This window comes from Kitasatospora sp. NPDC056446, assembly GCF_042796115.1.
In the GTDB taxonomy this organism is placed as follows: Bacteria; Actinomycetota; Actinomycetes; order Streptomycetales; family Streptomycetaceae; genus Kitasatospora.
This window is the reverse complement of record NZ_JBHTRF010000005.1, coordinates 184,143-206,271: the sequence shown is the minus strand read 5'-3', so window position 1 is coordinate 206,271 and position 22,129 is coordinate 184,143. Positions and strand designations below refer to the sequence as shown.

The window sequence follows — 22,129 nt, the reverse complement described above, 5'->3', positions numbered from 1 at the left end:
CCCCTGCCCGACGACCTGACCGAGGGGTCACCGATGGCCAGCTACCTGTACCGACTGGGCCACTTCTGCTTCCGGCGACGGCGAGCCGTCCTGGCGGTCTGGATCGCCCTGCTGATCGCGATCGGCGGGGCCGCGGGCGCCTTCGCCGGTAAGACCAGCGACGAGTTCAAGGTCCCCGGCACCGAGGCGCAGGCCACGCTGGACCGGATCAAGGACACCTTCCCGGAGCAGGCCCACGGCTCGGCCCAGGTCGTCTTCGCGGCCCCGGCGCCCGGCGGCGCGAAGACGCCCGAGGCGGGCCGGGCGGTCGCCGAGGCGGTCGGCCGGATCGCCGCCGTCCCCGGCGTGGCCGCCGTCCCCGACCCGTACGCGACCGGGGCCGTCTCGCCCGACGGCAGGGTCGCGATCGCCCTGGTCTCCTTCGACCACAAGCTCGCCGAGGTCACCGACCGGCAGCGGGAGGCCGTGCGGGCCGCCGCCGAACCGGCCCGCGCCGCCGGGCTGGAGGTCGCCTTCGGCGGCGACGCGTACAACAAGATGGCCCAGATCGAGGGCAGCACCGAGTCGGTCGGCCTGCTGGTCGCCGGGGCGGTGCTGGTGGTCACCCTGGGCACCCTGGTCGCCGCCGGACTGCCGCTGCTGACCGCGCTGATCGGCGTCGGCGTGGCCATGGGCGCGCTGCTGGTGCTCACCGGTCCGTTCGAGATCATCACCACCGCGCCGGTGCTGGCCCTGATGGTGGGCCTCGCGGTCGGCATCGACTACGCGCTGTTCATCCTCTTCCGGCACCGCCGCCACCTGGACGAGGGCCTGGAGCCCGCGGAGGCCGCCGCCCGCGCCACCGCCACCGCCGGCAGCGCCGTCGTCTTCGCCGGGCTGACCGTCGTCGTCGCGCTCGCCGGGCTCGCCGTCGCCGGTGTCCCGTTCCTCACCGTCATGGGCCTGGCCGCCTCCGGGGCCGTCGTGGTGGCCGTGCTGGTCGCGATCACGCTGCTGCCGGCCGTGCTCGGCTTCGCCGGCCGCTCGATCGACCGGCTGCCGGTCTGGAAGCGGGCGCTCACCACCGGCGGCAGGACCACCATGGGCGAGCGCTGGGCCCGCTTCGTGGTCCGCCGCCCGCTGCCGGTCCTGCTCGTCGGCCTGGCCGGGCTGGGCACCCTCGCGGTGCCCGCCGCGAGCCTGGACCTCGGCCTGCCGGGCGGCGGCTCGCAGGCCGCCGGGACGGACGCCCGCAAGGCGTACGACCTGGTCAGTGACAGCTTCGGGCCCGGCTTCAACGCTCCGCTGGTGGTCGTCGTGGACGCCCACGGCGCGCCGCGGCCCGAGCAGGCGGTGCAGGAGGTGGCGGCCACTCTGCAGACCCTGAAGGGGGTCGGCACGCTGCTGCCGCCGACCGTCGACCAGGCCAGTGGGACCGCGCTGGTACCGGTCATCCCGCGGACCGGGCCGGACCACGCGGACACCAGGGCGCTGGTCGACGAGATCCGTGACCAGCGCGACGCGCTCCGGTCGGCGACCGGAGCGAGCATCGCGGTCACCGGCACCACGGCCGCCAACATCGACGTCTCCGCCAAGCTCGGCCAGGCCCTGCCGCCGTTCGTCGCGGTGATCGTCGGCATCGCCCTGCTGCTGCTCGCCCTGGCGTTCCGCTCGGTGCTGGTGCCGCTCAAGGCGGTGCTCGGCTTCCTGCTCAGCATCGGGGCCTCGCTCGGCGCGGTGGTCGCGGTCTACCAGTGGGGCTGGCTGGACGGCCTGATCGACGTGCCCAAGGTCGGACCGGTGGTCAGCTTCGTGCCGATCCTGCTGATCGGCGTGCTGTTCGGGCTGGCGATGGACTACGAGCTGTTCCTGGTGTCCGGGATGAAGGAGCAGTACGTCCACGGCAAGGAGCCGCGCGAGGCGGTCGTGGGCGGTGTGCGCGACGGCGCCCGGGTGGTGACCGCGGCGGCGCTGATCATGGTCTCGGTGTTCGGGGCCTTCGTCTTCGGCCACGACCCGATCGTCCAGCCGATCGGCTTCGCCCTCGCGGTCGGCGTGCTGGTGGACGCCTTCGTGGTGCGGATGGCGCTGGTGCCGGCCGCGATGGCGCTGTTCGGCAAGGCCGCCTGGTGGTTCCCGAAGCGGCTGGAGAAGGTCGTGCCGCGGGTGGACATGGAGGGCGAGCAGTTGATCGCCCGGCTGCGGGAGCAGCAGTCCGAGCGGCCGTCCGCGGAGCAGGGGAAGCAGGCCGCCGGGGTCTGACACCCCGTCCGAGGCGCCCGGCGGGACCCCTCCCGCCGGGCGCCGCCGCGGCCGGACGCGACGGCCGGGGCCGGGCCCGGGCCCCACGCCGGGGGCCTCAGGAACGGGCCTCAGGAAGGGGGGACGTGCCCTGGCGGCAGCCGCTGCTCGAACCAGACCACCTTGCCGGTGCCCAGCCGGGTCGCGCCCCAGCGGTCCGCGCACCTGGCCACTATCTGCAGCCCGCGCCCGCGTTCGTCCTCCGGCCCGGTACGGCGGGGGCGCGGCAGCAGCGGGCTGTCGTCGCCGACCTCGCAGCGCAGCCGGGTGGTGCGCACCAGGCTCAGGGTGACCGGCCGGGTCGCGTGCTGGACGGCGTTGGTGACCAGCTCGCTGACCATCAGCTCGGTCGCCTCGCTGAGTTCGTCCAGTCCCCAGCGGCGCAGGGTGTGCGCGGCCAGCCGGCGGGCCCGGCCCGGCGTCTCGTTGCGCGGCTGAAGGTACCAGTGGGCGACGTCCCCGGCCGGGATGCCGTCGAAGCAGGCGCCGAGCAGGGCGATGTCGTCGCCGCGGTCGCCGGGCGGCAGGATCCGCAGGGCCTCCTGGCACAGCTGCTCGGGGGACTGCCAGCGGGCGGCGGCGATCCGGGCGCGCAGCACCTCCAGGCCGTCGCTGATCGGGCGGGTGCGGGTCTCCACCAGGCCGTCGGTGAACAGCAGCAGTGCCGAGCCGGGCGGTGCGGGCAGCTCGACCGAGTTGAAGTCCACCCCGCCGACCCCGATCGGCGCCCCGGAGTCCAGCTCCACCAGTTCGGCCGTCCCGTCCGGGCGGACCAGCACCGGCGGGACGTGTCCGGCGTTGGCCAGGACCACCCGGTTGGCGATCGGGTCGTAGACCGCGTACACGCAGGTGGCCAGGTGCTGTTCGCGGCCGAGCCGCTGGGCCTGCTCGTCCAGGTGGTAGAGCACCTCGTGCGGCGGCAGGTCGAGGGCGGCCAGGGTCTGGGCGCTGGTGCGCAGCTGGCCCATGATGGCGGCCGAGGTGAGCGAGTGCCCCATCACGTCGCCGACGATCAGGGCGACCCGGTTGCCGGGCAGCGGGACGGCGTCGTACCAGTCGCCGCCGACCTGGGCGCCGCGCTCACCGGGCAGGTAGCGCTGGGCGAGCCGGACGCCGTGCGGCTGCGGCAGGCGCAGCGGCAGCATGCTGCGCTGGAGTTCGTTGGCTATCTCCCACTCGCGGGCGTACCGCAGGGCGGTGTCCACGGCCAGCCCGGCCTGGGTGGCGAGGTGCGCGGCGGTCGCGGTGTCCGCGGCGTCGAAGGCGCGGCGGCCGGTGCGTTCAGGGGGGCGGCGGATCAGGACCAGCAGCCCGAGGACGGCCTTGCGGCCGCGCAGCGGCAGGGCGAGGACGGAGGTGCCCGGGGCCAGCCGGGCGACCCCGCGGGTGCCGTACAGCTCGCGCAGCAGCACCTCGGTGCGCTCGGCGCCGGGCGTGCCCAGGACGGCGGCCTCGGCGGGGCGGCGGCTCAGCAGGGCGTGGGCGAGCGCCCCGCCGCGGGTCACCGGGGTGGCCGGGCCGCTGTCGGCGGTCGAGCGGGCGCCGTAGCGGGAGCGGCGCCGGTCGTCGAAGCCGCTCGGGCGGCCCCGGCGGCCGATCCGGGTGCCGGTGCTGTGGTGGATCCGCAGCTCCTCCGGGAAGCCGGGTTCGCGTTCGACGTTGGGCAGCGGGTCGCGCAGGTGGACGACGGCGGCGTCGGCCAGTGTCGGGACCAGGACCCGGCCGATGTTGCGCAGCGTCGCGCCGAGGTCGAGGGCGCTGTTGATCCGCCGGGTCGCCGAGTCGAGGTAGGCGAGGCGGTCCGCCACGTCGGCGCGCTCCGGCCGGGCGGCCGGGGGTTTCACCGGAGTCTGCGCCCGGGCCGGGACCTGGCTGCGCTGGCCCGGGACGGCGGGCGGCTGCTCCGCCTCGGTCTTGAGCTGGTCGCGCACGGCTGCCTGTCCTGGGGGATTCGGTGTGGTCGGTGAGCTGGGCTGGGCTGAGCTGGTCTGGAGCTGTTCTGTTGCGGTGGCCGCGGCGGCGGCCGGTTCGTCGGTGTCCTTCAGCCGACGCGTCGACAGCACAGGAACAGCTGTTCCTCCGGCGGCAGCGAGGTGCTGGCCGGCGCGTACGGATGCCCCGAACTCTCCTCGACGGCGAAGCCGGCCGCGACCAGAACCCGTTCCAGATCCTCCCTCAGATACCCACTGATCCGCAGCTCTCTGCCAAGGAACGGAAGCGGAACGTGATCCAGGTCCGCCTCGACCATACCGAGCGCCAGCAGTCCGCCCGGCCGCAGGAGTTCCCGCAGCCGTCCGAGCACGGTCGGGATCTCGTCCTGCGGCAGCAGGATCAGTGAGAAGAACGCGGTGACGGCGGCGAATCCGCCGTGGCCGTCCGGTCCGAGCCCCGGGGCGTTCCAGACCCGGCCCGCGCGCTCGGTGGCCAGATCGTACAGGTCGATCCGATGGAACTCCGGCGGGAAACCGTCGGGGAGGGGCGCCTGCCCGGCCAGTGCGAGCATCACGTCGGAGAGGTCCACACCGGTCACCCGCAGACCGCCCTCGGCGAGCTGGCGGACGGTCGGCTCCCCGGTGCCGCAGCCGACGTCCAGCACCCGGGCGCCGGGTTCGAGCTCGGCGAGCAGCTGCCGGCCGCAGGCCAGCTGCCCGTCCTTGGCGGGGAAGGCCTCGCCGTACCCCGCGCCGATGGTGTCGAAGGCGACCGCTTGCAGGGCCCTCGCCGCCCGGCGCCGCCGCACGTCGGGCTCGTCGTCGCCCGCGTCCTCGCCGACGGGGGACGGATCGGATATCTGTCCGGTCGTCACGTTGAGAGGCACCCTTCCACCCGTGGCCTCCGGTCGGCTCCTCGGCGGCCTCGTGGGCCGCTGCCGGTGGCGGTGTGTCACGCTCCCCGCAGCACACGGACGGACTGCGCCCCGACGCGTTTTCGGCGGACCCTCGTGTGCGTACTGGCATCTGAGAATATGCGCGATCACTGCGCCATGGGGTCCCTTTCCGGCCAACTCGTCGTGCTTGGGTCGTTGTGGCCGGGGTTGCGGAAGCACGACGGTGCGGGCAGGGGTGGTGCGCGAGGCCCCGCGCGCCGCATGGCGCGCCGGATGGCGGGGCTGACCTGCGCTTTCTCCGGTCCGCAGGCTGACTATCGGACGTTTATCGAACGTCAATCGGTCCGGTGCACAGTGGAGTCCAGCGCCGGGGAAGCGTTGAGGGCGATCCCGCAGCCGGGGGGCTGCGGGATCGCCGACGCGCAGAACGGGGGAGGTTCGCCGCGGGGGAGCGGAGGCCTTACGGCGCGGGGGGAGGGAAGGGCTCGGTGTGCTGCCTGGAGATGAGGTCCGCCACGGGGGAGGCCTCGGGCACACCGAGCCGCGTGAAGATCGCGTGGGCCTCCTGGAGGCACGCGAGCCCGCGCGCGGGCTGGGCGAGCGCGAGCAGCGCCTCGCCCAGGGCCGCGTTGGCCAGGCCCTGGCAGTAGGCGAAGTCCATTTCCCGGGCGATCGCCAGTGATTCGCCCGCCACCTCGGCCGCCTCGGCGTGCTGCTCGGCGGCGAACAGGGCGGAGGCCAGCCGGGCCAGGGCATAGCCCTCCCAGAGCGGGTTCCGCTGGGCCTGGTACAGCCGGTGGGCCTCGCGCAGGTGCGGAACCGCCTCGGCGGTGGAGAGCACCACGCCGAGCTGGTAGAGGGTCTGGGCGAGCAGCGGGCCGTTCTCGGACGCCCGCGCGGCGGCGACGCCGTCGCTGGCGGACCGGATCGCCGTCTCGGTCATGCCGAGCCGGTGCTGCACCCGGGCCATGTTGCTGACGATCCGGGCCTCGCCGATCGATGTGCCGACCACCCGGTTGCTGGCATGCGCCTGCTCCAGGAAGGGCAGCGCTTCGGCCGGACGGTTGTTCATGTTCAGGATCACCCCGAGCATGTTGGCCGTCGCCAGGAGGAGGACGGTCGGTTCGTCCGGTCTCTGGTGTTCCAGGCTCCGACGGAAGGACTGTTCGGATCCCTGGAAGTCGCTGGTGGCGGACTGCTGTGTGCCGAGGGCGAAGTACACCCGGGCGATCCCGGCCGAGTCGCCACGGCGCCGGGTGTCCTCGCCGATGGCCTCCAGCACGGGGAGCGTCCGAGGTCCGCGCGTCGGGTCGGGGTCGATGCTGAACAGGTAGTTGAGCAGGTCGACGGCCGCGCGCTGCAGGGTGCCGGGGCCGCTCGCGGCGGCCTCGACGGCACTGAGCAGCAGGGCGCCCTCGGTCCGGAGCCAGTCCTGCGCGGCCTGGTTGGTCGGCAGGTGGAGCCCCGTCGAGGTGAACGTCGTCAACAGCTCGGGCAGCGGGTCGTCCGGCTCGATGACGTGGGCGGCGTTGCGGATGGTCGGGATCAGGAGGTCGAGCAGTCGCAGGACCGCCAGCTCCTGTTCGGCCGTGTCCCCGATCCGCTCGTTCTGCCGCTGGGCGTAGAGCCGGAGCAGGTCGTGGTAGCGGTAGCGGCCGGGGGTGAAGCACTCCAGCATGTTCGCCTCGACCAGCGCCTCGGCGAGGTCCTCGGCGGTGTACTCGTCCACGCCGAGCAGCGCGGCGGCGGCCGCCAGCGGGATGTCGGGGGAGTCGATCAGGGCCAGAAACCGAAAGGCGCGGGCCTCGTCCACGGAGAGCTGTCCGTAGCCGAGGCCGATGGTGGTCTCCACGGCGAGGTTGCCGAGTTGGAGTTCGTCCAGTCGCCGTCGCTGGTCGGCTAACCGGGTGGCCAGGTCGGAGACGCTCCAGCGCGGCCGGCTGGCCAGCCGGGCGGCGGCGATGCGGACGGCCAGCGGCAGGAAGCCGCAGGCGGCGACCACCTTCATGGCCGCCTCCGGCTCGGCGGCGACGCGCTGCTCGCCGACGATGGCGGAGAACAGCGCGAGGGCCTCGGCCGGGGTCAGCTCCTCGACGTCGAACAGTTGGGCGCCCGGGATGCCGGCCAGCCGGGAGCGGCTGGTGGCGAGTACGGCGCAGCCGGAGACGCCGGGGATGAGCGGCCGGATCTGGTCGGCGTCGCGTGCGTTGTCGAGCAGGATGAGCATCCGCCGGTTGGCGAGCAGCGAGCGGTAGAGGGCCGCGCGCTGTTCGAGCGAATCCGGGTTCTCGGCGACGCCGAGCGCGTGCAGGAAGTCGCCCAGGACGACCACCGGGTCGGCCGGGGAGGCGCCGGCGCCGCGCAGGTCGACGTACAGCTGCCCGTCCGGGAACTCGGCGCGGACGCGGTGGGCGACGTGGACCGCCAGGGTGGTCTTCCCGACGCCGCCGATGCCGGCCAGCGAGGTGACCACCACGGCCTGGCCGGTGGCGTTCATCAGGACCGTCGAGAGGTCGCCGACCAGCTCGGTCCGACCGCTGAAGTCCGATACGTCGGCCGGGAGTTGGGCCGGTGCGGGGGGTGTGGCGGGGCCGTCGTCGCGGACGGTGGGCGCGGCGGCCGGGAGGGCGAGCTTCGGGTCGGCCGCCAGGATCCGGGTGTGCATCCCGGACAGCCCGGCACCGGGCTCGACGCCGAGTTCCTCGATCAGCAGCTTGCGGGTGTCGGTGTAGACGCCGAGCGCCTCCGCCTGGCGTCCGCAGCGGTACAGCGCCAGCATCAGCAGTTCGCGCAGCCGCTCGCGCAGTGGGTGCTCGGCCGTCAGGCTGTTGAGCTCGCCGACGATCTCGGCGTGCAGGCCGACGTCGAGGGCGGCGGCGCACAGCTCCTCGGCGGCGGCCACCTGGCGCTCGGCGAGCCGCAGCCGTTGGGCGTCGGCGTAGGGGCCGGGGATGCCGGTGAGCGGACGGCCGCTGAACAGGTCCAGTGCCCGCACCAGCAGCCGGTGCGCCTCCTGCTTGTCGCCGGAGGTCCGGGCGGCCGCGGCTTCGGCGGAGAGCCGCTCGAAGACGGCGAGGTCGACGGATTCGCCGGGGATGCGCAGCGCGTAGCCGTCGGCGACCGAGACCAGCAGCTCGGCGGGCCGGCGCACCTCCCGGCGGGGCTCGATGACGGAGCGCAGCCGGGAGACGTAGGTGCGGAGCGCGGCCACGGCCTGGGTCGGGGGCCGGTCGCCCCAGAGGGCGTCGACCAGGTCCTGGGTGGTGACCGGGCGTCCGGAATGCAGCAGAAGGGCGGTCAGGACGGCCTGCTGCTGGGGGGAGCCGAGGGAGAGGGGCTTGCCGTCGAGCCAGGCCTGGACCGGACCGAGGACTTGGAAGCGCAGCGCAGGGGCCTGCGGCGTCTCCCGAAACTCCATGAAGTCCCCCGATGGCCTGTCGTGTTGATTCCGTGAAAGGGCGCTCGGCGGTCCGCCGCGGTGCTTCAGCTTAGGCGGGCGCCCGACTCTGCCGGACAGCACCGCAAGCCACACGATGTTTATCGGACATTTAATCAACCCTACGATACTGTCCCCGCGCCCGTGCCACGGAGGTCGGGCGGGACACATTTGATGACCGAAAGGCGGCCACTCAATGGCCAACGACCAGAGCGCTGCCCCGGCGCAGTCGATGCCCGCGAACGGGACGACGACCGAGGCTCCGGCCACCGCTGTGGAGGCGGGCAAGGCTGTCGAGGGTGCCGTGACCGCGTCCTCGAACCAGACCGTTTACACCGCGCCCGCTGACGCCGACAAGGTCGCGTTCGAGAACGGCGCCTTCGGTGACGAGGGTGAATACATCAGCGAGCCCGCCCCGCCGGCCGAGGGCGGGCCGGACGCCCCGCGGCAGCCGGAGAGCGTCATCGGCGGCCACCCGTAAGCCGTTCGGTCGAGTGCCCCCGTGCCCCGTCGGGCGCGGGGGCGTCGTTGGTTATGGGCATGCCCATTCGGCGCCGGGGGCGGCCGGTGGCCGAATCGCACCGGTGGTGCACTCATGGTGACGGGTGACATCCGTAACGTGCCCGACGGCTGGTGTCGGACGTTCCGGAATTCGGCATTCATCCGGGGGGATTGCCGGCCGGAATGCTGTAGTTTGCGGTTTTTGCCGCAATTAGCAGGGAAGATCGTATTCGGCCGAAACGCGGGGTCCGGGAACGGGCGAGACGTGGTTCGGTTCGGCGGTCCATTCGCGGCCGCCGCTCTCGGGGCGCAGGTAGTGCTCGCCGCCGATGGTGTCCATGTAGATGCCGGTGCGTCCGGTCCTCCGGTCGAGGACGAGTTCACCCACGTGCGGCCGGTAGGCCGCGGCGTCGCGCTGTCGGATGCCCACCGCTGTGCTCCTCGCTCTGGTAGCGACTGGCCGGCATCTCTAGAGAAGCTAATATCTCTAGAGATGTCAACGGTCGTATCGGCTTACTGGCGGCCGCGGGCGCGCCTACGATTTGTCCGAGGCAGAGGGAGCGGCGATGACCGGCAGCAGTGGCGACAAACAGCCCAAGTACCAGCGGATCGCCGACGCGCTGAAGGCGGCCATCGACACCGGCCGGTACCGCGCGGGCGACCGCCTGCCCGGCGAGAACGACCTCATGGACGAGTACGGCGTGGCCCGGATGACCGCCCGCCAGGCGCTGGGGGTCCTGCAGAGCGAGGGCATCGCGGAGGCGCGCCGCGGCGCCGGGGTGTTCGTCCGGGACTTCCGGCCGCTGCGCCGGCGCGGCATCCAGCGGCTGGCGCAGGGGCACTGGGGCTCCGGCCGGTCGATATGGTCGGCGGACATCGACAACCGCTCCCTGGTGGTCGACCAGGTCGCCGTCACCGAGCAGGGCGCGCCCGAGCACGTGGCCGGGGTGCTCGGCGTGGACCCCGGCGCCCCGATGTGCGTACGGCACCGCCGGTTCGTCCTGGACGGCAAGCCGGTGCTGCTCTCCACCTCCTACCTGCCCGCCGTCCTGGTCGCCGGCACCGCCATCACCCGTGAGGACACCGGGCCGGGCGGGACGTACGCCCGGTTGGCCGAGATCGGCGCCAAGCCCGTGCACTTCCGCGAGGAGGTGCGCTCCCGGATGCCCAGCGGGGAGGAGTCCACCCGGCTGGAGCTGTCCGCCGGGACCCCGGTCATCCTGATCTGCCGTACGGCGTTCGCCGACGAGGGCCAGGTCGTCGAGCTCAACGAGATGATCCTGGACGCCGCCTCCTACGTCCTGGAGTACGACTTCGACGCCTGAGCGGCCCGGACGGCCGACACGACCGCACGGCGCCAGGGCAGCCGGGGCGGTCGGGGTCGCCTATTGGTAGTGGTAGCGGGCCTTGAGGATCATCACCTCTTTGTCGTCGGCCCGGTACACAAGGCGGTGTTCGTCGTCTATCCGACGTGACCAGTAGCCGGCCAGGTCGCCCTTCAGCGGTTCGGGCTTGCCGATCCCGCTGAACGGGTCCCGCTGAATCTCGCCGATCAGGCGGGTGATCCGCTGAGCCATCTTCCGGTTCGAGCCGAGCCGGAACAGGAAGTCCTCCCAGCCGTCCGGGTCGAAGTGAACGCTCCTCACACCTCACCCGCCAGAGCTTCCAACTCCTCCATGGTCTTGGTGACGCCCGGGTGCCCGGCCTTGTCCCGGGCGACGGCCTCCATGAGCCGCCGGGCGTTGGCGGGGGAGCGCAGGAGGTAGATCGTCTCCTGCCACGAGTCGTAGTCCTCGGCGGACATGAGGACCACGTCCCCGCTCTTCGAGGTGATTCTTATGGGGGCGTGGTCGTCGTTGACCTTCTTGATCAACGGGAAGAGCTGAGTGCGTGCCTCGCTTGCGCTGATCGCCATCGATCTTCCTCCATCGGCGTACCGAATCTATGTACTTGGATGGTACGAGTTTTCCGTACCGGATTCCATGCGAAAACCGCCCCGGCCGTGGGGCGGCCGGGGCGGTTTCGGGGCGTGCGGGGCGGGTTTCGCGCCCCGTGCGCTACTCCTTGGAGCGGATCCGCAGGTTGGTGATCAGCGGGCCCTCGGTGGTCTCGCGGAAGAAGTCGTTGCCCTTGTCGTCCACCACGATGAACGCCGGGAAGTCCTCGACCTCGATGCGCCAGACGGCCTCCATGCCGAGCTCCGCGTACTCCAGGACCTCGACCTTCTTGATGCAGTCCTGGGCGAGGCGGGCCGCCGGGCCGCCGATGGAGCCCAGGTAGAAGCCGCCGTGCGCGGCGCAGGCGTCGGTGACCTGCTTGCTGCGGTTGCCCTTGGCGAGCATCACCATCGAGCCGCCGGCCGCCTGGAACTGGTCGACGTAGGAGTCCATCCGGCCGGCCGTGGTCGGCCCGAAGGAACCGGAGGCGTAGCCCTCGGGGGTCTTGGCCGGGCCGGCGTAGTAGACCGGGTGGTCCTGGAGGTACTTGGGCATGCCCTCGCCGGCGTCCAGGCGCTCCTTGATCTTGGCGTGGGCGATGTCGCGGGCGACGACCAGGGTGCCGGTGAGCGAGAGCCGGGTCTTCACCGGGTACTTGGAGAGCTCGGCGCGGATCGCGGACATCGGCTGGTCGAGGTCGACGCGCACCACGTCGTCGTCGAGGTGCTCGTCGGTGGTGTCCGGCAGGTACTTCGCCGGGTCGGTCTCCAACTGCTCCAGGAAGACGCCCTCGGCGGTGATCTTGCCCAGCGCCTGGCGGTCGGCGGAGCAGGAGACGGCCATCGCGACCGGCAGCGAGGCGCCGTGGCGGGGCAGCCGCACCACGCGCACGTCGTGGCAGAAGTACTTGCCGCCGAACTGGGCGCCGATGCCGATCTTCTGGGTCAGCTCGGTGACCTTGGCCTCCAGCTCCAGGTCGCGGAAGCCGTGGCCGGTCCTGGCGTTCCCGGAGGTCGGCAGGTTGTCCAGGTAGTGCGCCGAGGCGTACTTGGCGGTCTTCAGCGCGAACTCGGCGCTGGTGCCGCCGATCACGATGGCCAGGTGGTACGGCGGGCAGGCCGCGGTGCCGAGGGAGCGGATCTTCTGCTCCAGGAACGAGAGCATGCTCGCCTCGTTCAGGATGGCCTTGGTCTCCTGGTACAGGTACGACTTGTTGGCGGAGCCGCCGCCCTTGGCCATGAAGAGGAACTTGTAGGCGTCACCGTCGGTGGCGTACAGCTCGATCTGGGCCGGCAGGTTGTTGCCGGTGTTCTTCTCGTCCCACGTGGTCACCGGGGCCATCTGGGAGTAGCGCAGGTTGAGCTTGGTGTACGCGTCGTACACGCCGCGCGCGATGGCGGACTCGTCGGCGCCGGGGGTCAGCACGTTCTGGCCGCGCTTGCCCATGACGATCGCGGTGCCGGTGTCCTGGCACATCGGCAGGATGCCGCCGGCCGAGATGTTGACGTTCTTCAGCAGGTCGAGCGCGACGAAGCGGTCGTTGGGGCTGGCCTCCGGGTCGTCCAGGATGCGGCGCAGCTGGGCGAGGTGGGCCGGGCGCAGGTAGTGCGAGATGTCGTGCATCGCCTCGGCCGTCAGCAGCCGCAGCGCCTCGGGCTCGACCTGGAGGAAGGTGCGACCGCCCGCCTCGAAGGTGGAGACACCCTCGGAGGTGAGCTTGCGGTACGGGGTCGGGTCAGCGCCCAGGGGGAGCAGGTCGCTGTACTCGAAGTCTGGCGTGGGAGCCATCGGGGCGGTCCTTAGCTATCCAGTGGTCCGGCTGCGTCGTCGAAGCACCTTCCAGGGTAGGACCCGGCGGGAGGCGTCATGCGGACAGGTCAGCCTTGCGTGACCGGGCTCACTCGGGCAGCAGTGCGAGCGACTAGGCTGGCCCCGTGGACAACTCGCCGTCGCACGACGATCCGGGGCAGCCGCCGGTGCCGGCGCCCGTACCGATGACCAAACCCGAGCCCAAGCCGGAGCCCAGGCCGGAGGCGAAGCCCGCGGCCGGGGCGCGGCCGGCGCACGCGCCGGTGGCGGAGGCGCAGCTGCGCGTCTCGGACGCCGACCGCGAGCGGATCGCGGAACTCCTGCGGGACGCCTACGCGGAGGGCCGGCTGGACGCGGACGAGCACGCGGAGCGGATCGAGGCCGCGTACGCCGCCAAGACCTTCGGTGACCTCGCGCCGCTGACCAGGGACCTGCCGGCCCGTCCGCTGTCCTTCGACAAGCAGCCGCTGGGCGCGGCGTCCGCGACCCCGCGGCCGCCCGCGCGCCAGGAGTCGCCGGCGGTGGTGGCGGTGTTCGGCGGGGCGTCCCGCAAGGGCCGCTGGCGGGTGGGCTCGCACCTGAAGGCGTTCGCCGCGTTCGGCGGTGTGGAGATCGACCTGAGTGACGCCGTGTTCGAGTCTCCCGAGGTGGAGATCGTGGTCGTGGCGATGTTCGGCGGGGTCGAGGTCCGGGTGCCGGAGAACGTCAGCCTTCAGGGCGGCGGGGTCGGCCTGTTCGGCGGTTTCGACGTCCGCGAGCAGACCGCGGCGGACCCGTACGCTCCGGTCGTCCGGGTGAAGGGCCTTGCGATGTTCGGTGGTTGCACCGCCAAGCCGCGCCGGGGGAAGAAGATCACGGAGTGGGTCCGCCGCCAACTCGGCACCGAGTGAGACCTGTTGACCTGGCGAGCGCCCGATCGTGGATCAACTCCCGGTCGGGCGCTCGGCGTTGCGATCAGTGCACTCCGTAGTCGATTGCGTGCAGTGTGCATGAATCGCGGCCGGACGGGGTAGTTCCTTCCGCACATCGCTTCTTGTTACGGCTGCGCACCGGAGGCGGCCGAGCGGCCGTTCCGGAGGGTTGGACAGCGGGGGCTCGCAGCCGGGCAGGGGAGCGAGGGTTCCCCCGTGTCCGAGAGCCTCGTCAGGAGTACGGCCGTGCTGCATCCGATCGAGTCCCGCACCACTTCGCCTGTCGCCGCCGCGCAGTTGCTGGAGCGCCCGCCCGGCGTCCGCCCGCAGCCGCAGCCCCCGGGCGGTCCGGCGGGTGCGCCTGCGGGCGAGGACAATCCCTGGCACACCGGCGCCGCCTGCCGGCGGGACGAGGTGGGGCTGTTCTTCGCGCCCTCCAAGGAGCCCACGGCGGCCCGGCTGTCCCGCGAGGAGCAGGCCAAGCAGGTCTGTGCCCGCTGCCCGGTGCTGCTGGAGTGCCGGGAGCACGCGCTGGCCCAGCCGGAGCCGTACGGCGTCTGGGGCGGGCTGACGGCGGCCGAGCGCCGGGTGGTGCTGGCCCGGCGCCGCCGCCGGGACACGGAGCTGCGCGAGACGTCCCGGGTGACGTCGGCCGCGCGGGCCCGGATAGCCGGGTGACGGTGGGCGGCAGAGCCCGGGGCCGTACGCCGAGGAGCCGTGCGCCGAGGGGCCGGGCGCCGAGGGGCCGGGCGGTGCGGGGTCGGGCACCGAGGAGCCGAAGACCAGGGGCCGGACGCGCAGCGGCCCCGGCGGAGGGGGATTCCGCCGGGGCCGCTGCGTGCTGTCCGCCGGGCGCGTGGTGCGCCGGGCGTCAGTTGGCGCGGTCGAAGTCGATCGCGCTGTAGGCCCGCAGCTTCGAGAGCTTGTGGGTGGAGTTGATCTCGCGGATCGTGCCGCTCTTGGAACGCATCACCAGCGAGCTGGTGGTGGCGGTCTCCGAGCGGTAGTGGACGCCGCGCAGCAGCTCGCCGTCGGTGATCCCGGTGGCCACGAAGAACACGTTCTCGCCGCTGACCAGGTCGTTCGTGGAGAGCACCCGGTCCAGGTCGTGACCGGCGTCCAGGGCCTTCTGCCGCTCGGCGTCGTCCTTGGGCCACAGCCGGCCCTGGATCACGCCGCCCATGCACTTCATCGCGCAGGCCGCGATGATGCCCTCGGGGGTGCCGCCGACGCCCAGCAGCAGGTCGACGCCGGTGCCCTCGCGGGCGGTCATGATGGCGCCGGCGACGTCGCCGTCGGTGATGAACTTGATCCGGGCGCCCGCTTCGCGGATCTCCCGGACCAGGCCGTCGTGGCGCGGGCGGTCGAGCACCATGACGGTGACGTCCTCGACGGCGCTGCCCTTGGCCTTGGCGACCCGGCGGATGTTGACGGCCGCCGGGGCGGTGATGTCGACGTAGTCGGCGGCCTCGGGGCCGCAGACCAGCTTGTCCATGTAGAACACGGCGCTCGGGTCGAACATGGTGCCCCGGTCGGCGACGGCCAGCACGGCGACGGCGTTGGCCATGCCCTTGGCGGTCAGCGTGGTGCCGTCCACCGGGTCGACCGCGACGTCGCACTCGGCGCCGGTGCCGTCGCCGACCCGTTCGCCGTTGTAGAGCATCGGGGCTTCGTCCTTCTCGCCCTCCCCGATGACGACGACGCCGTTCATCGAGACGGTCGAGACGAGGGTGCGCATGGCCTTGACGGCGGCGCCGTCCGCGCCGTTCTTGTCGCCACGGCCGACCCACCGGCCGGCGGCCATCGCGGCCGCCTCGGTGACCCGGACGAGTTCGAGCGCGAGGTTCCGGTCGGGAGCCTCGGGCGCGACCTCCAGGGCACTGGGAAGGTGGTGCGGGTACTGCGTGGTCATCGTCGTTACCTCTCTGTACGCGACGGCCAGTAAGCGCCCGACTACTGCCTGGTCGAACGCCGTGGTGAGGGTCCTGCGATCGTATCTGCCCACGAGATGACTGTCTGTGGCGCGGGTCGCTGCCGGGCGGCAAAGCAACCGGTTCGTCCCGCTTCACCCGGACGTGGGCACCCCGGGTGGCAGTGCCCGGGTGTGGATGAGTCACCATGTGGGGGTGGCTGCAGACAGCAAGGGCATGAGGGGCCGCCAGACCGTACGGGACATGGTCCTGTCGATGCTGGCGGTCGGTTTCGTCGTCTGGATCGGGTACCTGTTCCTCCCGCACGACGCCAACAGCGACCCGGTCCACCCGGTCGAGTTCCGGGCGGCGGCGGCCAGCGCCAAGCGCGCCGCGCCGTACCCGCTGCTCTCCCCGGAGGGCCTGTCGGACAAGTGGCGGGCCACCTCGGTCAGCTACCGGTCGGCCGATCAGAGCAACGGCAAGGGCAACGTCTGGCACCTGGGCTTCGTGACGCCCTCCGGCCAGTACGCGGCGGTCGAGCAGAGCGACGCGCCGCGCGACTCGCTGCTGTCCGACAAGGTCGCCGGCGGCAAGCCGGACGGCACCTCCGACGTGGTCGGCCGCACCTGGGACCGGGTCCAGGGCGACAAGGCCCGCGCGCTGACCTCGCCGACCGGCTCCGGGACGGCCCTGCTCACCGGCACCGCCTCCTACGAGGAGCTGGCCGAGCTGGCGCAGGCGCTCAAGTAGCGCCGGCGCCCGGGAACGACGGCGCCCGGGAACGACGGAGGGCCCCGCACCGGACGAACCGGTGCGGGGCCCTCCCGCATGCGTGCGATCAGACCGTGGTGACGACCTCGTCGTACTCCAGGCGCGGCGAACGCGGGAACCAGGCGTCGTCGCCCGGCTTGCCGATGTTGACCACGGCCAGCACCGAGTGCTCGCCGTCGCCGAAGAACTCCTTGTTGATGCCCGCGGCGTCGAAGCCGGTCATCGGGCCGGCGGCCAGGCCGGCGGCGCGCACGCCGATGATGAAGTAGGCGGCCTGCAGCGAGCCGTTCAGGATGGCGGACGCCTCACGGACGGGGCGCTCCGTGAAGAACAGGTCCTTGGCCTGCGGGAAGTGCGGCAGCTGGGTCGGCAGCTCCTCGTGGAACTCGTTGTCCACGGCCAGGATGGCGACCAGCGGGGCGGCGGCGGTCTTGGCCTTGTTGCCGTCCGCGAGGTGCTGGACCAGGCGCTCGCGGCCCTCGGCCGAGCGGACCAGGACGACACGCAGCGGCTGCTGGTTGAAGGCGGTCGGGCCGAACTTGACCAGGTTGTAGATGGCCTGGACCTGCTCCTCGGAGACCGGCTCGTCGGTGAAGGTGTTCGCGGTGCGGGCCTCGCGGAACAGCAGGTCCTGAGCGGCGGCGTCGAGTACCAGGGCGTCGGTGGTCATGCTTCTGCACCTCATGCGGGAGGGGGTTTCGTCGGTATGACCGGCCGCGGCCGATCTCCTCCTCCAACCTGGGTGAAGTTTCAACGATTCCCGGGATCGGATGTGACCCGCGTCACTCCCCGCCCGGCGCCCCGTCCCCCTCGGCGGCCAGCGCCGCGTCCAGCCGGGCCCGGGCACCGTCCAGCCAGCGCTGGCAGACCTTCGCCAGCTGCTCGCCGCGCTCCCACAGCGCCAGCGACTCCTCCAGGGAGGTGCCGCCGTTCTCCAGCTGCCGGACGACGTCCAGCAGCGCGTCCCGGGCGTGCTCGTAGCCCAGCGCGTCGTCCGGGTTCGGCGCCGCCGCGCCCTGCTGCTCCTGCTGCTCTGCCATGCGTGCCAGCGTAGGGGGTGCGGCCGACAGTCCTCCTCCGCCGCGTCCCCGCGTCCCGCCGCCCCGGCTACTCCCGCGCGGCCGCCCGCTACTCCCGCGCCGCCGCCGACTGCTCCCGCGCGGCCACCGTGACGTCGAAGCCGCCGCCCGCCACCCGGGCGTGCAGCCCCTCGCCGGGAGCCACCCCGGACGGGTCGGTCACCACGGTGCCGTCCGCCCGCTGGAGCACCGCGTAACCGCGCTCCAGGGTGGCCGCCGGGGACAGCGCGACCACCCGGGCCAGGGTGTGCCCGAGGTCGCTCTGCGCGTGGTCCAGCCGGTGCCGCAGGGTGCGCCGGGCCCGCTCCAGCAGGCCGTCCACCTCCTGGCCGCGCCCGTCCAGCATCCGGTGTGGCGCGGCCAGCACCGGGCGGCTGCGCAGCCCGTCCAGGCCGTGCTGCTCGCGCTCGACCCGGCCCTGGACGTGCCGGCGGGCCCGGTCGCGCAGCTGGCGGACCTTGGCCAGCTCCTCGCCGACGTCCGGAACCACCCGTTTGGCGGCATCGGTCGGGGTCGAGGCGCGCAGGTCGGCGACGAAGTCCAGCAGCGGCTGGTCCGGCTCGTGCCCGATCGCGCTGACCACCGGCGTCCTGGCGGCCGCGACCAGCCGCACCAGCCCCTCGTCCGAGAACGGCAGCAGGTCCTCCACGCTGCCGCCGCCGCGGGCCACGATGATCACGTCCACCTCGGGGTGCTCGTCCAGCTCCCGCACGGCCGCGCTCACCCGCTCCACCGCGCTGACCCCCTGCACCGGGACGTTGCGCACCTCGAAGCGGACGGCCGGCCAGCGCCGCCGGGCGTTCTCCAGCACGTCCCGCTCGGCCGCCGAGCCGCGCCCGGTGACCAGCCCGACGCACTGCGGCAGGAACGGCAGCGGCCGCTTGCGGTCGGCCGCGAACAGGCCCTCCCCGGCGAGCCGCCGCTTCAGCTGCTCCAGCCGGGCCAGCAGCTCGCCGAGCCCGACCGGCCGGATCTCCGAGGCCCGCAGCGACAGCTGCCCGCGCGCCGCGTACCACTCCGGCTTGGCGTGCACGACGACCCGCGCGCCCTCCTGCACGACGTCCGCGACTTGGTCGAACACCGAGCGGAAGCAGGTCACCGTCAGCGACACGTCCGCCTGCGGGTCGCGCAGGGTCAGGAACACCACGCCCGCCCCGGGCCGGCGGCTGAGCTGGGTGATCTGCCCCTCCACCCAGACCGCGCCGAGCCGGTCGATCCAGCCGCCGATCAGCGCGGAGACCTTGCCGACCGGGAGCGGGGCTTCGGGGGAACTGGTGTTGGCCATGCCCACGAGGCTAACGGCGCCGGCCGACAGTTCCCGGGGAACCCTGCACGCCGAGCACCACCAGGCCGACCGCCAGCCAGACCAGCCCGACCAGCTGAGCGGTGGTCGAGGCCTCGTAGACCACCGCGGCGATCACCACGATCCCCAGGGCCGGGAGGACCACGTGCCGCAGCCGGTCGCGCGAGCCGTGCCGCACCGTGTACCAGCCGATCACCGAGGCGTGCAGCAGTGCGAAGGCGGTCAGCGCGCCCACGTTCACCACCGAGGTCAGCTGGTCCAGGCCGTCGTCCCGGTTCGCGGCCCAGACCGCCGCCGCCATCGTGATCACCGCGGCCGCCAGCAGCGCCCGGCGGGGCACCGCGCTGGCCGGGTCGACCGAGCCGAGCAGGCGGGGCAGCCGCCCCTCCCGGGCCATCGCGAAGACCAGCCGCCCGGCCGCGGCCTGTCCGGCCAGCGCCGCGAACGCCGCGCCGATCGCCTTGCTGGCGGCCACCAGCACGTGCAGCCAGTGCCCGATGCCCTGTTCCACGGTGTCGTAGAAGGCCGAGCCCTGGGCCGCCGGGTCGGCCGCGAGCTGCTGCGGCGCCATCGGCTCCAGCAGCGCCGCCAGGTACGTCTGGGCGACGAACAGCACCCCGGCGAGGGCCAGGCACCAGAGCACGGCCCTGGCCACCGCCGCCGAGGCGCCGACTGCCTCCTCCACGAAGGTCGCGATCGCGTCGAACCCCAGGTAGGAGAGCACCGCGACGGACACCGCCGAGATCACGGCGGTCAGCGAGAAGTCGCCGACGGCGGTGAACGGGGTGTCCCAGCCGCGCCGGGCGCCGTCCTGGACCAGCGCCACCACGGCCGCCGCGACGAACACCGTCAGCACCGCGATCTCCATCGCGAGCACCGCGAAGCCGACCACCGCCGCCGTCCGCACCCCGATCAGGTTGAGCGCGGTGGTCGCCACGACCGCGATCGCCGTCCACACCCAGCGCGAGACGCCCGGCACCAGCGAGTGCAGCGCGATCCCGGAGAACAGGTAGGCGACCGCCGGGATCAGCAGGTAGTCGAGCATCGCCATCCACCCGGCGATGAACCCGGGCCCCTCGCCCAGCCCGGCCCGCGCGTAGGCGAACACCGAGCCGGTCTGCGGCACCGCGCGCACCATCTGGGCGTACGAGAACGCGGTGAAGCCCATGGCCACCGTCGCGGCCAGGTAGACCGTGGCGACGGCGCCGTGGCTCTTGGCGTCCAGCACGCCGAACACGCCGACCGGGGCCATCGGGGCGATGAACAGCAGTCCGTAGACCATCAGATCGCGGACGCCCAGGCTGCGGCGGAGGCCGCCGGGCGTCGCCTGCCCGCTCACAGAGCTCATAGACACCAGATTTGAGCACTTGTGGCCGGGTCTGTGCGGAAAATGCCCGTTGTCGGCGCGGCTTCCCGGTGCGGGCGGCGGCGCCCGCGCCCGCCCGTACGATGGAGCCATGTCCAACACCGCGCAGCGCCGTGTCCTGCTCGCCGCCCCCCGGGGCTACTGCGCGGGTGTCGACCGCGCCGTGATCGCCGTGGAGAAGGCCCTGGAGCAGTACGGGGCCCCCATCTACGTCCGTAAGCAGATCGTCCACAACAAGTACGTGGTGCAGACCCTGGAGAAGAAGGGCGCGATCTTCGTCGACGAGACGGAGGAGGTGCCCGAGGGCTCGATCGTGGTGTTCTCCGCGCACGGCGTCGCCCCGTCCGTCCACGACGAGGCGCGGGCCGGCAAGCTCGCCACCGTCGACGCCACCTGCCCCCTGGTCACCAAGGTGCACAAGGAGGCCGTGCGCTTCGCCGACGAGGACTACGACATCCTGCTGGTGGGCCACGAGGGCCACGAGGAGGTCGTCGGCACGATGGGCGAGGCCCCGGACCGGATCCACCTCGTGGACGGTGCCGAGGACGTCGCCAACGTGCGGGTCCGGGACGAGTCCCGGGTCGTCTGGCTGTCCCAGACCACCCTGTCGGTGGACGAGACCATGGCCACCGTCGGCGAGCTGAAGAAGCGCTTCCCGGCGCTGGTCAGCCCGCCCAGCGACGACATCTGCTACGCGACCCAGAACCGCCAGGTCGCCGTCAAGCAGCTGGCCCCCGAGACCGACCTGCTGATCGTGGTCGGCTCCAAGAACTCCTCCAACTCGGTCCGCCTGGTCGAGGTCGGCCTGGAGTACGGCGCCAAGGCCGCCTACCTGGTGGACTTCGCCGAGGAGATCCGGGAGGAGTGGCTGGAGGGCGTCGCCACCGTCGGCCTGACCAGCGGCGCCTCGGTGCCGGAGATCCTGGTCGACGGCGTGCTCGAATTCCTGGCCGCGCGCGGTTACGACACGGTCGAGACCGTGAAGACCGCCGAGGAGCACCTGATCTTCTCGCTGCCCAAGGAACTGCGCCGTGACCTGCGCGCCGAGGCGGCCGGCAAGCTCTGACCCGTCCGCGGAGCCCGGCGCCCCCTCGCGGGGTGCCGGGCTTTCCGCTGTGCGGGCCCGTCCGCCCTCTCGTACTTTTGTGCACAGGCTGTGGACAAGCGGGTCCGCGGACGACGGCGGAGGGTGGACGCGATGACGGCGGTATTCGGCGTGGACATCGGCGGTTCGGGGATCAAGGGCGCACCGGTCGACCTCGCCCGGGGCGTGCTCGCCGAGGAGCGCCACAAGGTGCTCACCCCGCAGCCGTCCGCCCCCGAGGCCGTGGTCGCCGCCGTGTGCGAGGTGGTCCGCCACTTCGACCACCGGGGCCCGGTCGGGCTGACCTTCCCCGGCGTGGTGGTCGGCGGCCGGACCAGGACCGCGGCCAACGTGGACAAGGGCTGGATCGGGGTGGACGCCGAGAGCCTGTTCCGCGAGGCACTGGACCTGCCCGCAACCGTCCTCAACGACGCGGACGCGGCCGGGCTCGCCGAGACCACGCACGGCGCGGGCCGGGACCGGCCGGGGGTCGTCCTGGTGCTCACCTTCGGCACCGGCATCGGCAGCGCGCTCTTCGTGGACGGCGTGCTGGTGCCCAACACCGAGCTGGGCCACCTGGAACTGCGCGGCAAGGACGCCGAGCGCCGGGCCTCCTCGGCCGCCAAGGAGCGGCACGGGCTGGACTGGGAGCAGTGGGCCGGGCGGGTCGACGAGTACCTGGACCTGGTGGAGATGCTGTTCTCGCCGCAACTGGTCGTGATCGGCGGCGGGGTGAGCCGCAAGCACGAGAAGTTCCTGCCGCTGCTGAAGGAGCGCGAGGCGCGGGTGGTGCCGGCGGAGCTGCGCAACGACGCGGGCATCGTGGGGGCGGCCATGGCGGCGGCCCGCGCGGCGGGCTGAGGCCCGCTCCCCGGCGGGCGGCGGCGGTCGTGCTTGCGGGTACGGCGGTGG

Annotated in this window: 20 protein-coding genes; 8 read left to right on the top strand and 12 right to left on the bottom strand. The window is 72.9% G+C overall.

The window, feature by feature from the left end:
• The first annotated feature begins 33 nt into the window (after positions 1–33).
• Positions 34–2,241, top strand: a complete 2,208-nt coding sequence (locus ACFQ6N_RS05675) for an MMPL family transporter (RefSeq protein ID WP_380647107.1) — start codon at positions 34–36, stop codon at positions 2,239–2,241.
• A gap of 110 nt (positions 2,242–2,351) precedes the next feature.
• Here ACFQ6N_RS05675 and ACFQ6N_RS05670 read toward each other — a convergent pair whose 3' ends face one another.
• The 3 genes from ACFQ6N_RS05670 to ACFQ6N_RS05660 form a co-directional block, all read right to left on the bottom strand.
• Entirely contained in the window at positions 2,352–4,343 is a 1,992-nt protein-coding gene (locus ACFQ6N_RS05670; RefSeq protein WP_380647106.1) for a SpoIIE family protein phosphatase, read from the bottom strand.
• Positions 4,322–5,020, bottom strand: a complete 699-nt coding sequence (locus ACFQ6N_RS05665) for a methyltransferase domain-containing protein (RefSeq protein WP_380647132.1) — start codon at positions 5,018–5,020, stop codon at positions 4,322–4,324. The genes ACFQ6N_RS05670 and ACFQ6N_RS05665 overlap by 22 nt, the downstream gene beginning before the upstream one ends.
• 547 nt (positions 5,021–5,567) lie before the next feature.
• Entirely contained in the window at positions 5,568–8,525 is a 2,958-nt protein-coding gene (locus tag ACFQ6N_RS05660) for a BTAD domain-containing putative transcriptional regulator (protein WP_380647105.1), read from the bottom strand.
• A 214-nt stretch (positions 8,526–8,739) separates the two neighbouring features.
• On the opposite strand from ACFQ6N_RS05660, the gene ACFQ6N_RS05655 reads away from it, so the two are divergent.
• On the top strand, positions 8,740–9,024 hold the full coding sequence (locus tag ACFQ6N_RS05655; protein ID WP_380647103.1) for a hypothetical protein: 285 nt from the start codon (positions 8,740–8,742) through the stop codon (positions 9,022–9,024).
• 231 nt (positions 9,025–9,255) lie between these two features.
• On the opposite strand, the gene ACFQ6N_RS05650 is transcribed toward ACFQ6N_RS05655, so the two are convergent.
• A complete protein-coding gene (locus ACFQ6N_RS05650) occupies positions 9,256–9,474 on the bottom strand; it encodes a hypothetical protein (protein ID WP_380647102.1) in 219 nt (72 codons plus the stop codon).
• 136 nt (positions 9,475–9,610) lie between these two features.
• On the opposite strand from ACFQ6N_RS05650, the gene ACFQ6N_RS05645 reads away from it, so the two are divergent.
• Positions 9,611–10,369, top strand: a complete 759-nt coding sequence (locus ACFQ6N_RS05645) for a GntR family transcriptional regulator (RefSeq protein ID WP_380647101.1) — start codon at positions 9,611–9,613, stop codon at positions 10,367–10,369.
• Positions 10,370–10,429: 60 nt separating this feature from the next.
• On the opposite strand, the gene ACFQ6N_RS05640 is transcribed toward ACFQ6N_RS05645, so the two are convergent.
• The 3 genes from ACFQ6N_RS05640 to ACFQ6N_RS05630 all read right to left on the bottom strand — a co-directional run bounded on the left by ACFQ6N_RS05640 (position 10,430) and on the right by ACFQ6N_RS05630 (position 12,769).
• Entirely contained in the window at positions 10,430–10,690 is a 261-nt protein-coding gene (locus tag ACFQ6N_RS05640) for a Txe/YoeB family addiction module toxin (RefSeq protein ID WP_380647100.1), read from the bottom strand.
• Positions 10,687–10,959, bottom strand: a complete 273-nt coding sequence (locus tag ACFQ6N_RS05635) for a type II toxin-antitoxin system Phd/YefM family antitoxin (RefSeq protein ID WP_380647099.1) — start codon at positions 10,957–10,959, stop codon at positions 10,687–10,689. The genes ACFQ6N_RS05640 and ACFQ6N_RS05635 overlap by 4 nt, the downstream gene beginning before the upstream one ends.
• Before the next feature lie 142 nt (positions 10,960–11,101).
• Positions 11,102–12,769 carry a fumarate hydratase gene (locus ACFQ6N_RS05630; protein ID WP_380647098.1) on the bottom strand — a complete coding sequence of 556 codons (1,668 nt, stop codon included), beginning with the start codon at positions 12,767–12,769 and terminating at the stop codon, positions 11,102–11,104.
• Between the two features lie 146 nt (positions 12,770–12,915).
• Between ACFQ6N_RS05630 and ACFQ6N_RS05625 the strand changes: the two genes are divergently transcribed.
• Positions 12,916–13,680 carry a DUF1707 domain-containing protein gene (locus ACFQ6N_RS05625; RefSeq protein WP_380647097.1) on the top strand — a complete coding sequence of 255 codons (765 nt, stop codon included), beginning with the start codon at positions 12,916–12,918 and terminating at the stop codon, positions 13,678–13,680.
• A gap of 267 nt (positions 13,681–13,947) precedes the next feature.
• On the top strand, positions 13,948–14,379 hold the full coding sequence (locus ACFQ6N_RS05620) for a WhiB family transcriptional regulator (protein WP_380647096.1): 432 nt from the start codon (positions 13,948–13,950) through the stop codon (positions 14,377–14,379).
• Between the two features lie 193 nt (positions 14,380–14,572).
• Here the strand turns inward: ACFQ6N_RS05620 and glpX are convergent, their stop codons facing one another.
• Complete coding sequence (gene glpX, locus ACFQ6N_RS05615; protein WP_380647094.1) at positions 14,573–15,613, bottom strand: class II fructose-bisphosphatase; 1,041 nt, start codon at positions 15,611–15,613, stop codon at positions 14,573–14,575.
• A 214-nt stretch (positions 15,614–15,827) separates the two neighbouring features.
• On the opposite strand from glpX, the gene ACFQ6N_RS05610 reads away from it, so the two are divergent.
• Positions 15,828–16,364 (top strand): DUF4245 domain-containing protein, encoded by a 537-nt coding sequence (locus ACFQ6N_RS05610; RefSeq protein WP_380647093.1) that lies wholly within the window; start codon positions 15,828–15,830, stop codon positions 16,362–16,364.
• An 88-nt stretch (positions 16,365–16,452) separates the two neighbouring features.
• Here the strand turns inward: ACFQ6N_RS05610 and ACFQ6N_RS05605 are convergent, their stop codons facing one another.
• The 4 genes from ACFQ6N_RS05605 to ACFQ6N_RS05590 form a co-directional block, all read right to left on the bottom strand.
• Complete coding sequence (locus tag ACFQ6N_RS05605; protein WP_380647092.1) at positions 16,453–17,055, bottom strand: malonic semialdehyde reductase; 603 nt, start codon at positions 17,053–17,055, stop codon at positions 16,453–16,455.
• 112 nt (positions 17,056–17,167) lie between these two features.
• Positions 17,168–17,425, bottom strand: a complete 258-nt coding sequence (locus tag ACFQ6N_RS05600; protein ID WP_380647091.1) for an exodeoxyribonuclease VII small subunit — start codon at positions 17,423–17,425, stop codon at positions 17,168–17,170.
• Between the two features lie 88 nt (positions 17,426–17,513).
• Positions 17,514–18,749, bottom strand: a complete 1,236-nt coding sequence (gene xseA, locus ACFQ6N_RS05595) for an exodeoxyribonuclease VII large subunit (protein WP_380647090.1) — start codon at positions 18,747–18,749, stop codon at positions 17,514–17,516.
• Between the two features lie 10 nt (positions 18,750–18,759).
• A complete protein-coding gene (locus tag ACFQ6N_RS05590) occupies positions 18,760–20,115 on the bottom strand; it encodes an APC family permease (RefSeq protein ID WP_380647089.1) in 1,356 nt (451 codons plus the stop codon).
• Positions 20,116–20,224: 109 nt separating this feature from the next.
• On the opposite strand from ACFQ6N_RS05590, the gene ACFQ6N_RS05585 reads away from it, so the two are divergent.
• Positions 20,225–21,199 carry a 4-hydroxy-3-methylbut-2-enyl diphosphate reductase gene (locus ACFQ6N_RS05585; protein ID WP_380647087.1) on the top strand — a complete coding sequence of 325 codons (975 nt, stop codon included), beginning with the start codon at positions 20,225–20,227 and terminating at the stop codon, positions 21,197–21,199.
• A 132-nt stretch (positions 21,200–21,331) separates the two neighbouring features.
• On the top strand, positions 21,332–22,078 hold the full coding sequence (gene ppgK / locus ACFQ6N_RS05580) for a polyphosphate--glucose phosphotransferase (RefSeq protein WP_380647086.1): 747 nt from the start codon (positions 21,332–21,334) through the stop codon (positions 22,076–22,078).
• Positions 22,079–22,129: the final 51 nt, after the last annotated feature.

What these genes read in the sequence shown, in the direction of transcription:
- ACFQ6N_RS05645 (WP_380647101.1), top strand. Translation starts at nt 9,611, where the DNA reads ATGACCGGCAGCAGTGGCGACAAACAGCCCAAGTACCAGCGGATCGCC.
- ACFQ6N_RS05655 (WP_380647103.1), top strand. Translation starts at nt 8,740, where the DNA reads ATGGCCAACGACCAGAGCGCTGCCCCGGCGCAGTCGATGCCCGCGAAC.
- ACFQ6N_RS05585 (WP_380647087.1), top strand. Translation starts at nt 20,225, where the DNA reads ATGTCCAACACCGCGCAGCGCCGTGTCCTGCTCGCCGCCCCCCGGGGC.
- glpX (WP_380647094.1), bottom strand. Translation starts at nt 15,613, where the DNA reads ATGACCACGCAGTACCCGCACCACCTTCCCAGTGCCCTGGAGGTCGCG.
- ACFQ6N_RS05600 (WP_380647091.1), bottom strand. Translation starts at nt 17,425, where the DNA reads ATGGCAGAGCAGCAGGAGCAGCAGGGCGCGGCGGCGCCGAACCCGGAC.
- ACFQ6N_RS05660 (WP_380647105.1), bottom strand. Translation starts at nt 8,525, where the DNA reads ATGGAGTTTCGGGAGACGCCGCAGGCCCCTGCGCTGCGCTTCCAAGTC.
- xseA (WP_380647090.1), bottom strand. Translation starts at nt 18,749, where the DNA reads ATGGCCAACACCAGTTCCCCCGAAGCCCCGCTCCCGGTCGGCAAGGTC.
- ACFQ6N_RS05635 (WP_380647099.1), bottom strand. Translation starts at nt 10,959, where the DNA reads ATGGCGATCAGCGCAAGCGAGGCACGCACTCAGCTCTTCCCGTTGATC.
- ACFQ6N_RS05605 (WP_380647092.1), bottom strand. Translation starts at nt 17,055, where the DNA reads ATGACCACCGACGCCCTGGTACTCGACGCCGCCGCTCAGGACCTGCTG.
- ACFQ6N_RS05590 (WP_380647089.1), bottom strand. Translation starts at nt 20,115, where the DNA reads ATGAGCTCTGTGAGCGGGCAGGCGACGCCCGGCGGCCTCCGCCGCAGC.
- ppgK (WP_380647086.1), top strand. Translation starts at nt 21,332, where the DNA reads ATGACGGCGGTATTCGGCGTGGACATCGGCGGTTCGGGGATCAAGGGC.
- ACFQ6N_RS05630 (WP_380647098.1), bottom strand. Translation starts at nt 12,769, where the DNA reads ATGGCTCCCACGCCAGACTTCGAGTACAGCGACCTGCTCCCCCTGGGC.
- ACFQ6N_RS05675 (WP_380647107.1), top strand. Translation starts at nt 34, where the DNA reads ATGGCCAGCTACCTGTACCGACTGGGCCACTTCTGCTTCCGGCGACGG.